Annotated in this window: 13 protein-coding genes; 6 read left to right on the forward strand and 7 right to left on the reverse strand. The window is 61.0% G+C overall.

Features of this window, described 5'->3' with window-relative positions:
- Nucleotides 1-7: 7 nt before the first annotated feature.
- From hisM to CIB54_RS09335, 5 genes are all read right to left on the reverse strand, one after another.
- Nucleotides 8-718 (reverse strand): histidine ABC transporter permease HisM, encoded by a 711-nt coding sequence (gene hisM, locus CIB54_RS09315; protein WP_101219622.1) that lies wholly within the window; start codon nt 716-718, stop codon nt 8-10.
- Entirely contained in the window at nt 715-1,431 is a 717-nt protein-coding gene (locus CIB54_RS09320; RefSeq protein WP_101219623.1) for an ABC transporter permease, read from the reverse strand. Before CIB54_RS09320 ends, hisM begins: the two co-directional genes overlap by 4 nt.
- Nucleotides 1,432-1,459: 28 nt before the next feature.
- On the reverse strand, nt 1,460-2,218 hold the full coding sequence (locus CIB54_RS09325) for a transporter substrate-binding domain-containing protein (protein WP_101219625.1): 759 nt from the start codon (nt 2,216-2,218) through the stop codon (nt 1,460-1,462).
- 35 nt (nt 2,219-2,253) lie between these two features.
- Nucleotides 2,254-4,311, reverse strand: a complete 2,058-nt coding sequence (locus CIB54_RS09330; RefSeq protein WP_101219627.1) for an oxidoreductase — start codon at nt 4,309-4,311, stop codon at nt 2,254-2,256.
- A gap of 235 nt (nt 4,312-4,546) precedes the next feature.
- On the reverse strand, nt 4,547-4,873 hold the full coding sequence (locus CIB54_RS09335) for a DUF1820 family protein (protein WP_003194436.1): 327 nt from the start codon (nt 4,871-4,873) through the stop codon (nt 4,547-4,549).
- A 131-nt stretch (nt 4,874-5,004) separates the two neighbouring features.
- Here CIB54_RS09335 and miaB point away from each other — a divergent pair, with 131 nt between their 5' ends.
- From miaB to lnt, 5 genes are all read left to right on the forward strand, one after another.
- Nucleotides 5,005-6,333, forward strand: a complete 1,329-nt coding sequence (gene miaB / locus CIB54_RS09340) for a tRNA (N6-isopentenyl adenosine(37)-C2)-methylthiotransferase MiaB (RefSeq protein ID WP_101219629.1) — start codon at nt 5,005-5,007, stop codon at nt 6,331-6,333.
- A gap of 225 nt (nt 6,334-6,558) precedes the next feature.
- Nucleotides 6,559-7,563 (forward strand): PhoH family protein, encoded by a 1,005-nt coding sequence (locus tag CIB54_RS09345; protein WP_065952072.1) that lies wholly within the window; start codon nt 6,559-6,561, stop codon nt 7,561-7,563.
- Entirely contained in the window at nt 7,556-8,014 is a 459-nt protein-coding gene (gene ybeY / locus CIB54_RS09350; protein WP_101219631.1) for an rRNA maturation RNase YbeY, read from the forward strand. The genes CIB54_RS09345 and ybeY overlap by 8 nt, the downstream gene beginning before the upstream one ends.
- A 42-nt stretch (nt 8,015-8,056) precedes the next feature.
- Nucleotides 8,057-8,896 carry an HlyC/CorC family transporter gene (locus tag CIB54_RS09355; RefSeq protein ID WP_065952070.1) on the forward strand — a complete coding sequence of 280 codons (840 nt, stop codon included), beginning with the start codon at nt 8,057-8,059 and terminating at the stop codon, nt 8,894-8,896.
- Between the two features lie 8 nt (nt 8,897-8,904).
- Nucleotides 8,905-10,428 (forward strand): apolipoprotein N-acyltransferase, encoded by a 1,524-nt coding sequence (lnt, locus tag CIB54_RS09360; RefSeq protein ID WP_101219633.1) that lies wholly within the window; start codon nt 8,905-8,907, stop codon nt 10,426-10,428.
- Nucleotides 10,429-10,548: 120 nt separating this feature from the next.
- Here the strand turns inward: lnt and CIB54_RS09365 are convergent, their stop codons facing one another.
- The gene (locus tag CIB54_RS09365; protein WP_065952068.1) at nt 10,549-11,310 is read right to left on the reverse strand and encodes a YdcF family protein; all 762 of its coding nucleotides are present in this window, start codon (nt 11,308-11,310) and stop codon (nt 10,549-10,551) included.
- A 95-nt stretch (nt 11,311-11,405) separates the two neighbouring features.
- Complete coding sequence (locus CIB54_RS09370; protein ID WP_065952067.1) at nt 11,406-11,723, reverse strand: hypothetical protein; 318 nt, start codon at nt 11,721-11,723, stop codon at nt 11,406-11,408.
- A 260-nt stretch (nt 11,724-11,983) separates the two neighbouring features.
- Between CIB54_RS09370 and leuS the strand changes: the two genes are divergently transcribed.
- Nucleotides 11,984-14,590, forward strand: coding sequence for a leucine--tRNA ligase (gene leuS, locus CIB54_RS09375; protein WP_065952066.1), 2,607 nt, complete (start codon nt 11,984-11,986; stop codon nt 14,588-14,590).
- The last annotated feature ends 48 nt before the right edge of the window (nt 14,591-14,638 follow it).

Below are 14,638 nucleotides of genomic sequence, written 5' to 3' on the forward strand. Positions count from 1 at the left end.
GCGCCCCCTATCGGCCCGCATCGAGAAAACTTAGCCAACGCCGTTCAGCCAGGCGAAACAGACCGACCAGGGCAAACGTAGTGCTGAGGTAAAGGACGGCGGCCAGGCCGAAGGATTGGAAGGTAAGAAAGGTGGCGGCGTTGGCATCTCGCGCCACTTTGAGGATATCCGGCACCGTGGCCGTGAACGCCAGCGTGGTGGAATGCAGCATGAAAATCACTTCATTGCTGTAGTACGGCAATGATCGGCGCAGGGCCGAAGGCATGATCAGGTGCACGTACAGTTTCCAACCGTCAAAACCCAGGGACCGCGCGGCCTCGATTTCCCCGCGAGGCATTGCGCGAATGGCGCCCGCCAGGATCTCTGTGGTGTAGGCGGCGGTATTCAGCGCGAATGCGAGCAGGGTGCAGTTGAGTGCGTCGCGGAAAAACGCATCGAGCAACGGCTGTTCGCGCACGGCGGCCAGGCTGTAGATGCCGGTGTAGAAGATCAGCAACTGGATATACAGCGGTGTGCCACGAAACAGGTAGGTATAGCCTTGCACCGGCCACCGCAGCCAGCGCCGGGCAGATGTCCTGGCGATGGACAACGGCAACGCCAGCAGCAGGCCCAGGCCTAACGACGCGCTGGTCAGCCACAAGGTCATGGCCAGGCCGGTGATCTGGTAACCGTCGGAATAAATCAACGGTCGCCAGTACTCCTGGATGAGCTCCATCATCGTGACTGCTCCTGCACGCCGCCGGCGTAACGACGCTCCAGCCAACCCAGTACCAGGTTTGAAACACTGCTGAGCAGCAGGTACACGAGCGCCGCCAGCAGCAGGAAAGTTAGCAACTGTTGGCTGCTTTTGCCCGCCACCTGGGCGACTTTTACCAGGTCCGCCAAGCCGATGATCGACACCAGCGCGGTGGCCTTGAGCAGGACCATCCAGTTATTGCCCAACCCCGGCAAGGCGAACCGCATCATTTGCGGGAAAATCACATGCACGAAGCTCTGGCGGAAGGTCAAACCAAGGGCCTTGGCCGCCTGGAACTGGCCGCGCGGTACAGCCAGCAAGGCGCCGCGAAAGGTTTCGGTGAAATAGGCGCCGTAGATAAACCCCAGCGTCAGCACGCCCGCGCTGAAAGGGTCAATGTCGATGTACGCCCAGCCCAGCCAGGCGGTCAGACGGCTCAAGCCGGTTTGCAGTCCGTAGAAAATCAACAACATCAGCAACAGGTCCGGCACACCGCGTATCAACGTGGTGTAAAGCTGCGCGCACAAACGCCACGTGCGCACCCCGGACAGCTTGGCGCCGGCACCGAGCAGGCCGAGGACAAGCCCCAGCAACAACGACAACAGCGCCAGTTGCAGGGTGATCCACACGCCGTGCAGTAACATCGGCGCAAAGGCGCCCAGGGTCGCGACGAATTGGGAGAAGGTCGGTAGCATGTTTTGCCCTCGTTGGCCTTGAGGGCGGTTATTGACCGCTGAACATGTTCACGCCGGGAAAATACTGCGCTTGCAGGCGGGCGTAGGTGCCATCGGCGTGGAGGGCCGCCAGCGCCTTATCCAGCAGCGCTTTGAGTTTATGGTTGCCCTTGGCGATGCCAATGCCGCTCTTGGACGGCATCAGCTCGCTCTCGATGATCGGCCCCAGCATGAACCCGGCGCCCTGGGGGGAATGCAAGAACCCGCTTTGTGCTTGCTGCGCATCTTGCAGCGAAGCCTGCAAACGGCCTGTCTGCAGGTCGGCATACACCTGTTCCTGATCGGCGTAAGCCACCACCTTGATGCCTTGGCCGGCGAGCACTTTAAGGGCATACACTTCCTGGGTGCTGCCCTGCAGATAGCCGACGGCCGTGCCCGTGGAAAGCTCGGTACCAGGACGGAACACCATGGCGGTAGGGCTGGAAAAGACTTCCGAGGAAAAATCGATAACCTTTTGCCGCGCGGCAGTGATGGTCATTGAAGCCAGGATTGCGTCAATCTTGCCAGCGCTCAGGCTGGGGATCATTGCGTCGAAGTCGCTCTCGACCCATTGGCAGCGCACATTCAAATGCGCGCAGATAGCATGACCGATATCAATTTCAAAGCCGGTCAACATTCCCTTACTGTCTTTATAAGCAAAGGGCGCGTAGTTGGGATCGGCAGCGAAACGGATCACTTCATAGTCTTTGGCCAGAAGCGATGTATTGAATAAAAACGTGGTGATTAACAGCAGGAGTATTTTTTTCATTATTGTATTCCTCGTTATAGATGAAACAGCTGAACTTACTGCACCTCAATAAATGGAATTTCTCGCTTAACCACTAATGACCCAGCCGGCGCGTCGAACTCGCGGGCGCTTCGATGCCCTGAATACACCGCTGCTGCAATCGTGCCGGGCGCCACGCAATCGCCGACCAGCGCCAGCGTGCCGATACCCGCCGCCTGCAACCGTTCGGGGGTGTTATTCAATGCCTGATACAACGCCTGCTCAGGCGCTCGGGAGGTCACCAGCAGCAAGGATGCGGCGCCGATGAACCGTGTGCGCTCGGTGTAGACACACCCCGCCATCACCCCCTCCGGCATCGCCCGGACCAGCGTATGGGAGGGGATGAGGGTGACATTCAACTCCATCAGACGCCGCTGAATGCGATGCTGCTCAAGGGTGTTATGCGTCCAGGCCGCCACATCCGCCGCCGGGGTGACGAAGATCACCTCCACGCCTCGCGCCACCAAGTGCTCGGCCAGCACGCTGCCCATGTAGTAGTGGTCATCATCGAACAGCAGTACCGGCGAAGCCGGCAGCACACCCGCCATCACCTCGTCCGGCGTCAATACTGGCAGGCACTCAAGGCCCGGTAATGCCTGGCGTAGGGCGCGCCCCAGGCCGTCCCGTCGCCAATGTGAGCCGGTGGCGATAAAGACATGCTCCGCGGCGAAATCCAGCACATCCTCGGCCTGCAGCTGACTTTCCCGATAAATCTCCACCGAGGGCAGGCGGCTCAGGGCATCCAGCCGATAATCGACGACCCGCGCCCAACTCGCCAACCCAGGCAGCCGAGCTTCCAGCGCCACCCGTCCGCCCAGGCTGCGCAGGCTGTCGACCAGCGCCACGTCCATCCCGCGCGTGCCGAGTATCCGCGCGCATTCAAGCCCTGCGGGCCCGGCGCCGACCACCAGCGCCCTGCCGGGCCGGTGCGCACGGTCGACCGACTCGGGATGCCAGCCCCGCCGCCACTCCTCGCCCATGGTGGGGTTCTGCGTGCACCGCAACGGCGTACTGGTGTGGTCGCCGCTGACGCACACATTGCAGCCGATACATTCGCGAATTTCCTCGGCGCGCCCTGTTTCAATCTTCTTCGGCAGGAACGGATCGGCAATCGAAGGGCGCGCGGCGCCGATCAGGTCGAGCACGCCACGGCGTACCAAGGACACCATGGTGTCCGGCGAAGTGAAGCGCCCGACGCCGACCACCGGCTTGCAGGTCAGCGCCTTGAGCCCCAACAGGAAAGCCTCCTGATAGCCTTCGCCGGCAAAGCGCGCGGTCACGCTGTCGTTCGACCAGTCGGCGACATTGACGTCCCACAGGTCCGGCAGGTCCGCCAGCATCGAGAACACCTCGGCCCCTTCGCCCTCGCGGCTGAGGCCGCCGGCCATCTGCTCATCCACCGCCAGGCGGACCGCCACGGCGCAGCGATCGCCCACTGCATCGCGGGTGTCCTCGATCAGTTCGCGCAGCAGTCGCACGCGATTTTCCAGCACTCCGCCGTACTCATCCGTGCGCCGGTTATTACGCGGCGTGAGGAAATGGAACGGTACGCTCAGGTCGTGCCCGGCATACACATAAATGATGTCAAAGCCGGCCTCCCGCGCGCGCAGAGCCGCCGCCCGGTGCAAGGCCCGCAATTGCTGGATATCGGCACGGCTCATGGCTCGAGCCTGCACCGGGTCATAACTGCGCACTGGCGTATTGGACGGCGCCCAGGGAATTTCGCGGCTGTAGCGGTTAGGCGCGGAGTAACCGTTGAACGCCAACTCGACGCCGGCCAACGAACCGTGCTGATGCACCGCCTCACACATTTTCGCCAGCGCCGGGATATCGCGTTCATCCCATAACCGCGCCTCGATATAAGGCGAGAACTCGCTCAGCGAGCTGATTTCACACTCTTCGGTGCACACCACCCCCCAGCCGCCTTCGGCCTTTATTCCACGCATGCGAGCCATGGCCGAGGGGTGCACATGGCCCATCCCATTGCAGTGGGGAACTTGATAAAAGCGATTACGGGTGCGAACCGGGCCTATTTGTACCGGTTCAAACAGAATGTCATAGCGAGGATCGCGCACAGGGCTACTCCCGAACCAATAAGTTCGTTAATGACGGCGTGATAAAACTTGGCGCTAATGAATGGCGTGATTCAAGGGAATTGAAACGGGGGAACTTCGAGGTTTATTTAAAGTTCTTCTTATTATTAATAGATTCATGGCGCCCTCTCCGAATAAACAAAATTTGCTATCTTTCAAACAAAATGTCTATCCGCAAGAGGGCAATTTCGGAAACGCCCTACAAATTAATTGAGGGTCACTTCTCCGGCATCGGCATCGGAAACGGCATCACATTGCTGGTGCCCCGCGCCTCGCTGATCTTCGGCGTGCCCAGGCGCTCGACTTCATCGATGCGCACGATCGAATGCATCGGCACAAAGCTGCGCACCACGCCTTCGAACTGGGCCTTGAGCTTTTCTTCGCCCGGGTCGACGACCAATTGAGTCCGCTCGCCAAAGACGAACTCTTCCACCTCCAGAAAGCCCCACAGATCACTTTGATAGATCTGCTTGGCGTACATTTCGAACACCTGGCCCTGGTTGAGGAAAATCACCTTGTAGATTGGAGCTTCACGTTTGGTCATGGCGGGCGAGCAACACATCGCGGATATAAAAGAGGGCGCGAACTATAGCATGGCACCCGATGCACAGCGCTAGGAACCAATGGGCATGCCCCCTATAATGCGCGGTTCTTTACCACCAGTTGACGATACCCATGGCCAAGAAGCTTTACATCGAAACCCACGGTTGCCAGATGAACGAGTACGACAGCTCGCGCATGGTCGATCTGCTGGGCGAACACCAGGCCCTGGAAGTCACCGCCCGCGCCGAAGATGCCGACGTGATCCTGCTCAATACCTGCTCGATCCGCGAGCGGGCCCAGGACCGTGTGTACTCGCAGCTGGGCCGCTGGCGCGAATTGAAGCTGGCCAACCCGGACATGGTGATCGCCGTCGGCGGTTGCGTGGCCAGCCAGGAAGGCGCCGCGATCCGCGACCGCGCACCCTATGTCGACGTGGTCTTCGGCCCGCAAACCCTGCACCGCCTGCCGGAAATGATCGACGCCGCGCGCCTCACCAAGCTGCCGCAAGTGGACGTGTCGTTTCCCGAAATCGAGAAATTCGACCATTTGCCCGAGCCGCGCATCGACGGGCCAAGTGCCTACGTGTCGGTGATGGAAGGCTGCAGCAAGTACTGCACCTTCTGTGTAGTGCCCTACACCCGTGGCGAAGAAGTCAGCCGGCCGTTTGACGATGTGCTGTCGGAAATCATCCATTTGGCCGAAAACGGCGTGCGTGAAGTCACCCTGCTGGGCCAGAACGTCAACGGTTACCGTGGCCAGACCGACGATGGGCGCCTGGCTGACCTGGCGGAGTTGATCCGCGTGGTTGCCGCCGTCGATGGCATCGAGCGCATCCGCTACACCACTTCGCACCCGCTGGAGTTTTCCGACAGCCTGATCCAGGCCCATGCCGACGTGCCGGAGCTGGTCAAACACCTGCATCTGCCCGTGCAGTCGGGCTCGGACCGCATCCTGGCGGCCATGAAACGCAACCACACGGCCCTGGAATACAAATCCAAGCTGCGCAAATTGCGCGCCGCAGTGCCAGGCATCTGCATCAGCTCGGACTTTATCGTCGGTTTCCCTGGCGAAACCGAGAAAGACTTCGAGCAGACCATGAAGCTGATCGAGGACGTCGGCTTCGACTTCTCCTACTCGTTCGTCTACAGCCAGCGCCCGGGCACCCCAGCGGCCGACCTGCCGGACGACACCCCGGAAGCCTTGAAAAAAGAACGCTTGAATGCGCTGCAACATCGGCTGAATCAGCAGGGTTTCGAGATCAGCCGACAAATGGTCGGTTCGATCCAGCGCATCCTGGTGACCGATTACTCGAAAAAGGACCCCGGCGAATTGCAGGGTCGCACCGAGAACAACCGCATCGTCAACTTCCGCTGCGACAACCCGACCTTGATCGGCCAGTTTGCCGATGTACACATCGATGCGGCGCAACCGCACTCGTTGCGCGGTTCGCTGATCAACTGACGACCCCGGCGGCCAAGGCAAGTGCAGAACTGGTGTGGGAGGGGGCTTGCCACCGATTGGGGTGTCTGAGTACCAAATGTGCCGGCTGACACTCCGCCATCGGGGGCAAGCCCCCTCCCACATTGAATCCATGCAACATTCCGATGACGTAAGTGCTTTCGTACCCGCGCCACTGGCGTTATTCTCTGTTTCACCTCAACAGCCAAAGGGCGGCTAAAAGCGACCTTGAACGCACCTACAGTAGAACCCCATCGTTTTCTCCTCGAGCCGTTTGAGGCTCGCCGTTTCGCCAACCTGTGCGGACAGTTCGACGAGCACCTGCGCCTGATCGAACAACGCCTGAGCATCGAGATCCGCAACCGCGGCAATCAGTTCGAGCTTATTGGTGAACCCCAACACACCACGTCTGCGGAAAACCTGCTGCGTCGCCTCTACCGCGAAACCAAGGGCAGTGAGCTGTCGCCGGAAACGGTGCACCTGTACCTGCAGGAATCCGCCGTGCAAGACCTGGCCAACAACCCGGTGGCCGAAGCCAGCGTGGCCTTGCGTACCAAAAAAGGCATGATTCGCCCGCGCGGCTTGAATCAGCAGAAGTACGTCAAGGAAATCCTCGGCAACGACATCAACTTCGGCATCGGCCCGGCCGGTACCGGCAAGACCTACCTGGCCGTGGCGTGCGCGGTGGATGCCCTGGAGCGCGAACAGGTTCGCCGCATCCTGCTGGTGCGCCCGGCGGTCGAAGCGGGTGAAAAACTCGGCTTCCTGCCCGGCGACCTGGCCCAGAAGATCGACCCGTACCTGCGCCCGCTCTACGACGCGCTGTACGAGATGCTCGGCTTTGAATACGTGGCCAAGCTGATCGAGCGTCAGGTGATCGAAATCGCCCCGTTGGCCTACATGCGCGGTCGCACCTTGAACAACAGCTTCATCATCCTCGACGAAAGCCAGAACACCACGGTCGAGCAGATGAAGATGTTCCTCACCCGTATCGGTTTCGGCTCCACGGCCGTGATTACCGGTGACGTCACCCAGGTCGACCTGCCCAAGGGCACCAAGTCGGGGCTGGCGCAGGTGATCGAGGTGCTCAAGGATGTACCGGGCATCAGCTTCACGCATTTCATGCCCAAGGACGTGGTGCGCCATCCACTGGTGCAGCGCATCGTAGAAGCCTACGAGCGTTTCGACCACAAGGACGACGTACCGACCCAGGACACGCGCCGCGATGCTTGAGCTTGACCTGCAACTGGCCAGCGAAGCGCCCGCCCCCAGCGAAGCACAGTTTCGTCAATGGTGCGCCCTGGCCCTGCGCCAGCGCACTGCCGACTCGGAACTGACCATCCGTCTGGTGGATGAGCCGGAAGGTCGAGCACTGAACCACACCTGGCGTCAAAAGGACTACGCGACCAACGTGTTGTCCTTCCCCGCCGACGTACCCGACGAATTCCTGGATATCCCGCTGCTGGGCGACCTGGTGATCTGCGTCGACGTGGTGGAACGCGAAGCGCGCGAACAAGGCAAGGAACTTGAGGCCCACTGGGCCCATCTAGTCATCCACGGCTGCTTGCATCTCTTGGGTTACGACCATATAGACGATGACGAAGCCGAGGAAATGGAAGCACTGGAACGAACGTTGCTTGCAGAACTGGGGCATCGCGACCCCTACGCAGACGACGAAAACTGATCAACACTCAACTGTCATATCAAAGGATTTAGAGTAATCGCTATGAGCGAAGACCGATCGAGCAACGGGCAAAAGTCATGGCTGGGTAAACTGACCCAGGCTTTTGCCCACGAGCCGAAAAACCGCCAGGAGCTGCTGGAGCTGCTGCGCGAGGCCCACCAGAACAAGTTGCTGGACAGCGAAGCGCTGGCCATCGTCGAAGGCGCCATCCAGGTGGCTGACCTGCAAGTACGCGACATCATGGTGCCGCGCTCGCAGATGATCAGCATCAAGGCGACCCAGACCCCACGGGAATTCCTCCCGGCCGTGATCGACTCGGCGCACTCGCGCTACCCGGTGATCGGCGAAAGCCATGACGACGTCATGGGCGTCCTGTTGGCCAAGGACCTGTTGCCGCTGATCCTCAAGGAGAACGGCGACAACTTCAACATCAAGGACCTGCTGCGCCCGGCCACCTTCGTGCCTGAATCCAAGCGCCTGAATGTGCTGCTGCGTGAATTTCGCGCCAACCACAATCACATGGCCATTGTGATCGACGAATACGGCGGCGTGGCCGGCCTGGTGACCATCGAAGACGTACTGGAGCAGATCGTCGGCGACATCGAAGACGAGCACGACGTCGAAGAAGACAGCTACATCAAGCCACTGCCCAGCGGCGACTTCCTGATCAAGGCATTGACGCCCATCGAGAACTTCAATGAGTTCTTCGACAGCGAATTTTCCGACGATGAGTTCGACACCGTCGGCGGCCTGGTGATGAGTGCGTTCGGGCACCTGCCCAAGCGTAACGAGACCACTGAGATCGGCGCCTATCGCTTCCGCATTTTGAATGCCGATAGCCGCCGGATTCACTTGATTCGCCTGACACCTGTTTCCCGCTAAGGATTGATATGCGCCGTCTGACCCGCCCCGGCTGGCCCGGTAATTTGCTGGCCGTGGTGGCTGGCGCCATCACTACCCTGGCGCTGGCGCCGTTCGATATATGGCCGCTGGCGCTGGTAGCGGTCGGTCTGTTCTATATCGGCCTGCGTGAGCTCACACCCCGGCAGGCCCTGGGCCGCGGCTGGTGTTTCGGTTTTGGCCTGTTTGGCGCCGGCACCAGCTGGATCTACTACAGCATCCACCACTTCGGCGGCGCTTCGGTGCTGCTGGCGGGGTTCCTGATGCTGCTGTTCACCGCCGCCATCGCCTGGTTCTTCGCCCTGCCCGCCTGGTTGTGGGCGCGCTGGCTGCGCCGCAATGAAGCGCCATTGGCCGATGCACTGACGTTCGCGGCCTTGTGGGTCGGCCAGGAAGCCTTTCGCGGCTGGTTCCTCACCGGTTTCCCGTGGCTGTATTCGGGCTACAGTCAACTCGATGGCCCGCTGACCGGCCTCGCGCCATTGGGCGGAATGTGGCTGATTTCGTTCGCACTGGCGTTGACCGCCGCCCTGCTGTGCAACCTGCCGCGCCTGCTGGCGGGCCAGCGCAACAGCTTTATCGCGGCCGGCCTGGTGCTGCTCGTCGCGCCGTGGGCCATCGGCCTGGCGCTCAAGCATCACGCCTGGACCTCGCCCTCCGGCCCGCCCCTGAGCGTGGCCGCCATTCAGGGCAACGTCGAACAAAGCATGAAGTGGGACCCCGAGCAGCTCAACGCGCAACTGGCGCTGTACCGCGACATGAGCTTGAGCTCCAAACGCGTCGATCTGCTGGTGTGGCCGGAAACCGCCGTACCGGTACTCAAGGAGTCGGTCGAAGGCTACCTGGGCATGATGGGCAAGTTTGCCGCCGAGCGTAATACCGCACTGATCACCGGGGTACCGATTCGCGAGGAGGTGCGCCACGAGAAGCGCTACTTCAACGGCATCACGGTGGTCGGCGAAGGTGACGGCACCTACCTCAAGCAGAAGCTGGTGCCTTTCGGTGAGTACGTGCCGCTGCAGGATATGCTGCGCGGGTTGATCGCCTTCTTCGACCTGCCTATGTCGGACTTCGCCCGCGGCCCATCCGACCAACCCATGCTCCAGGCCAAGGGTTATCAGATTGCGCCGTTCATCTGTTATGAAGTGGTGTACCCGGAGTTCGCTGCCGGCCTGTCGGCCCAGAGCGACCTGCTGCTGACGATCAGCAACGATACCTGGTTCGGCCGCTCGATCGGCCCGCTGCAGCATCTGCAAATGGCGCAGATGCGTGCACTTGAAGCCGGACGCTGGATGATCCGCGCCACCAACAACGGCGTGACAGGCCTGATCAACCCGTTTGGGCAGATCACCGCCCAGATCCCGCAATTCGAGCGCGGCATTCTTTATGGGGAAGTGGTGCCGATGCACAACCTGACGCCTTACCTGCAATGGCGCTCGTGGCCGTTGATCATTGTGTGCCTGCTGCTGTTTGGCTGGGCGCTGCTGGCCGCCCGCATGGCCAAAACCGTCTGACGGCCAACACATAACCAATGTGGGAGGGGGCTTGCCCCGATTGCGGTGTATCAGTATCAAATGTACTGACTGACACACTGCTATCGGGGGCAAGCCCCCTCCCACATTTGTCCTGCGGTGTTATCTGTAGAACAACCTATACCCCACCTGCCCCACCGCCTCATTGATCAACTGCCCGCTCTGCCACACCGACTTGACCTCCGGCATCCACCCGCCAAGCGGTCGACCGTGATCCACGCCTAGAAACCCCACCGGCCCGGGCACTACGGTGAAGCCGGCCTTCTCAAAGCTCCACACCGAACGCGGCATGTGCCACGCCTGGGTCACCACCACCACGCGCTTGATGCCTTGAGGCAACAGAATCTCGGCGCTCATCTGCGCATTTTCCCAGGTGGTGCGGCTGCGCTCTTCCTTCCAGCGCACCGTCACGCCGAAGTCATCCTGCATCGACACCGCCATCAGCTCCGCCTCGCTGGGCGGTGTGCCGTAGTGCAGGCCGCCGGTGGTCAACACCGGCAACCCGGATGCCTTGGCCAGACGCGCCGCGTAACGCTCACGCTCCAGGCCGATACCGGTGGGCTGGTCAGAGCCCCACGCAAGGTCGCCGCGCTCACGACCGGAGCCCAGCACCACAATCGCATCGGCGCGCTGGGCCAGGTTTGCCCAGTCTTCGCGGGCCAACGGCGGCGCTGTCTCCAGGGCATGTGCGCCCCACTGCACCATCACCGGCAGGCTGATCAACCACATCCCGCCCAATCCCAAGGCAAAGCAACACCCGGCCAGGCGCGGGCGACTGCGGCGAAACCACCAGGCAAGCGCCAGCAACAGCAGGAAAATACCGGGCGGCAACAACAATTGTTTAATGAAATAACGAAAAGGCATCGGGCATCTCCAAAGATGCCCGAAGCCTAGATGCAACGGGGTTCAGCAACAATCCTTACGAGCATATTTTGTAAACATCAACGGATAACGCGGGGTCACTTGCACCGTATCGACCGGACATTTTCCGGGCTGCGACCGGCCGCCAGATCCTTCAGCCACACTACCTTGGCCGAACGAGGCGACTCGTGGGCCGGCGGGGATGCCGGCCCATGAGCGGCGCGCTGGTGGTGCAATTCCAGATAGCGCTTGATCAGTTCAAGCTCTGCCTGGCTCAAGCCTCGCAACTCCAGTTCCAGAGGCCGTTCATCACGCAATCGGCCTGCGGTTCTTGCGGCATCCAATGCCCGACCCAAACGGTCGATCAGTCCTTCATATAACTGCGGTTTCGTCAAAGTTCGCTGCGATTCAGCCATCCCCTCACCTCATTGAAGAAATACTTGCTCCCCAATAAACAGCGTAGCCCCCGTGGCTGCACCTGCCCGGTGCCGCGACAGACGGCCTGGCCTGCGCAATCAGGGTTTCCCTCGATAGAGTGGGGTCATGTATGCTACGGCGCTTCCTGTAACTCCACTTCCCGCAGGGTTTGGGCATGGACGCGCCGCTTTTGGTGTCGATCAACCCGAACGTTGCACCGAAGAGGATTAGGCCACCCTTATCCAGTTCAAAAGTAGCCATGCACGAACAATATCAGCCCCGCGAAATAGAAAATGCCGCACAAACCTTCTGGGACGAGCAAAAGTCCTTTGAAGTCAGCGAACAGCCAGGCAAGGAGACGTTCTATTGCCTATCGATGTTCCCTTACCCCAGCGGCAAGCTACACATGGGGCACGTGCGTAACTACACCATCGGCGACGTGATTTCCCGCTACCAGCGCATGCTCGGCAAGAACGTTCTGCAACCCATGGGTTGGGACGCTTTCGGCATGCCGGCGGAAAACGCCGCGATGAAAAACAACGTGGCGCCCGCCAAGTGGACCTACGAAAACATCGCCTACATGAAGACCCAGCTGCGCAGCCTGGGCCTGGCGGTGGACTGGTCCCGCGAAGTGACCACCTGCAAGCCGGACTACTACCGCTGGGAACAATGGCTGTTCACTCGCCTGTTCGAAAAAGGCGTGATCTACAAAAAAAGCGGCACCGTGAACTGGGACCCGATCGACCAGACCGTACTGGCCAACGAACAGGTCATCGACGGTCGCGGCTGGCGCTCCGGCGCGCTGATCGAAAAGCGCGAAATCCCGATGTACTACTTCAAGATCACCGCTTACGCGGATGAACTCTTGTCGAGTCTGGACGACTTGCCGGGCTGGCCTGAACAGGTCAAGACCATGCAGCGCAACTGGATCGGCAAATCCAAGGGCATGGAAGTGCAGTTCCCGTACAACGTCGACTCGATCGGCGAAGCGGGCGCACTCAAGGTCTTCACGACCCGTCCCGATACCCTGATGGGCGCGACCTACGTTGCCGTGGCCGCCGAACACCCGCTGGCTACCCAGGCCGCACAGAACAACCCCGAGCTGCAGGCGTTCATCGCCGAATGCAAGGGCGGCAGCGTGGCCGAAGCCGACGTCGCCACCCAGGAGAAAAAAGGCCTGCCGACCGGGCTGTTCGTCGAGCACCCGCTGACGGGCGAGAAATTGCCGGTCTGGGTCGCCAACTACGTGCTGATGCATTACGGCGATGGCGCTGTAATGGCAGTCCCCGCTCACGACGAGCGCGACTTCGAATTCGCCACCAAGTACAGCCTGCCGATCAAGTCGGTGGTACGCACCAGCGCGGGCGACACCAGCCCGGCCCCGTGGCAGGACGCCTATGGCGAGCACGGTGAGCTGATCAACTCCGGCGAATTCGACGGCCTGGACTTCCAGGGCGCTTTCGACGCCATCGAAGTCGCCCTGATCAAGAAAAATCTCGGTGCCTCGCGCACCCAGTTCCGCCTGCGCGACTGGGGCATCAGTCGTCAACGCTACTGGGGCTGCCCGATCCCGATCATCCACTGCGAAAGCTGTGGCGACGTGCCAGTACCGGAAGACCAATTGCCGGTCGTCCTGCCCGAAGACGTCGTACCGGACGGCGCCGGTTCGCCATTGGCGCGCATGCCCGAGTTCTACGAATGCAGCTGCCCGAAATGCGGCCAGCCTGCCAAGCGTGAAACCGACACCATGGACACCTTCGTGGAGTCCTCGTGGTACTACGCCCGCTACGCCTCGCCGCACTATGAAGGTGGCCTGGTCGAGAAATCCGCAGCCGACCACTGGTTGCCGGTGGACCAGTACATCGGCGGTATCGAACACGCCATCCTGCACCTGCTGTACGCACGTTTCTTCCACAAGCTGATGCGTGACGAAGGCCTGGTCAGCTCCGACGAGCCGTTCAAGAACCTGCTGACCCAAGGCATGGTGATCGCCGAGACCTACTACCGCCGCGAAGCCAATGGCGCCTACACCTGGTTCAACCCGGCGGACGTCGAGCTCGAGCGTGACAGCAAAGCCAAGGTCATCAGCGCCAAGCTCAAATCCGACGGCCTGCCGGTGGAAATCGGCGGCACCGAAAAGATGGCCAAGTCGAAAAACAACGGCGTCGACCCGCAATCGATGATCGATCAGTTCGGCGCCGACACTTGCCGCCTGTTCATGATGTTCGCCTCGCCGCCCGACATGAGCGCCGAATGGTCCGACTCCGGCGTCGAGGGCTCGCACCGCTTCCTCAAGCGCGTCTGGCGTCTGGCCCATGCCCACGTCAGCCAGGGCTTGCCGGGCAAGCTGGACGTCGCGACCTTGAATGATGAACAGAAAGCCATTCGTCGCAGCACCCACCTGGCTATCCGCCAGGCCAGTCAGGACGTAGGGCAGAACCACAAGTTCAACACCGCCATCGCCCAAGTGATGACGCTGATGAACGTGCTGGAAAAAGCCCCGCAGGCCACGGCACAGGACCGCGCATTGATCCAGGAAGGCCTGGAAACGGTTACCCTGCTGCTGGCGCCGATCACGCCGCACATCAGCCACGAACTGTGGAGCCGCCTGGGCCACAGCGGTGCCGTCATCGACGCCCGCTGGCCGGTGCAGGATGACAGCGCGCTGGTACAGGACACGCTGCAGTTGGTGATCCAGGTCAATGGCAAACTGCGCGGCCAGATCGACATGCCGGCCAGCGCCAGCCGTGAAGAAGTCGAAGCGGCTGCACGCTGCAACGAGAACGTGCTGCGCTTTACCGAAGGCCTGACGATCCGCAAAGTGATCGTAGTGCCCGGAAAACTGGTCAATATCGTCGCCAGCTAAATCGGATCGGGCGCAGGGCTTGAGCCCTGCGCCGAACTAAACCTTCAG

Origin of the sequence: Pseudomonas fluorescens (genome assembly GCF_002837185.1) — a bacterium.
GTDB classification, from domain to species: Bacteria; Pseudomonadota; Gammaproteobacteria; order Pseudomonadales; family Pseudomonadaceae; genus Aquipseudomonas; species Aquipseudomonas fluorescens_AM.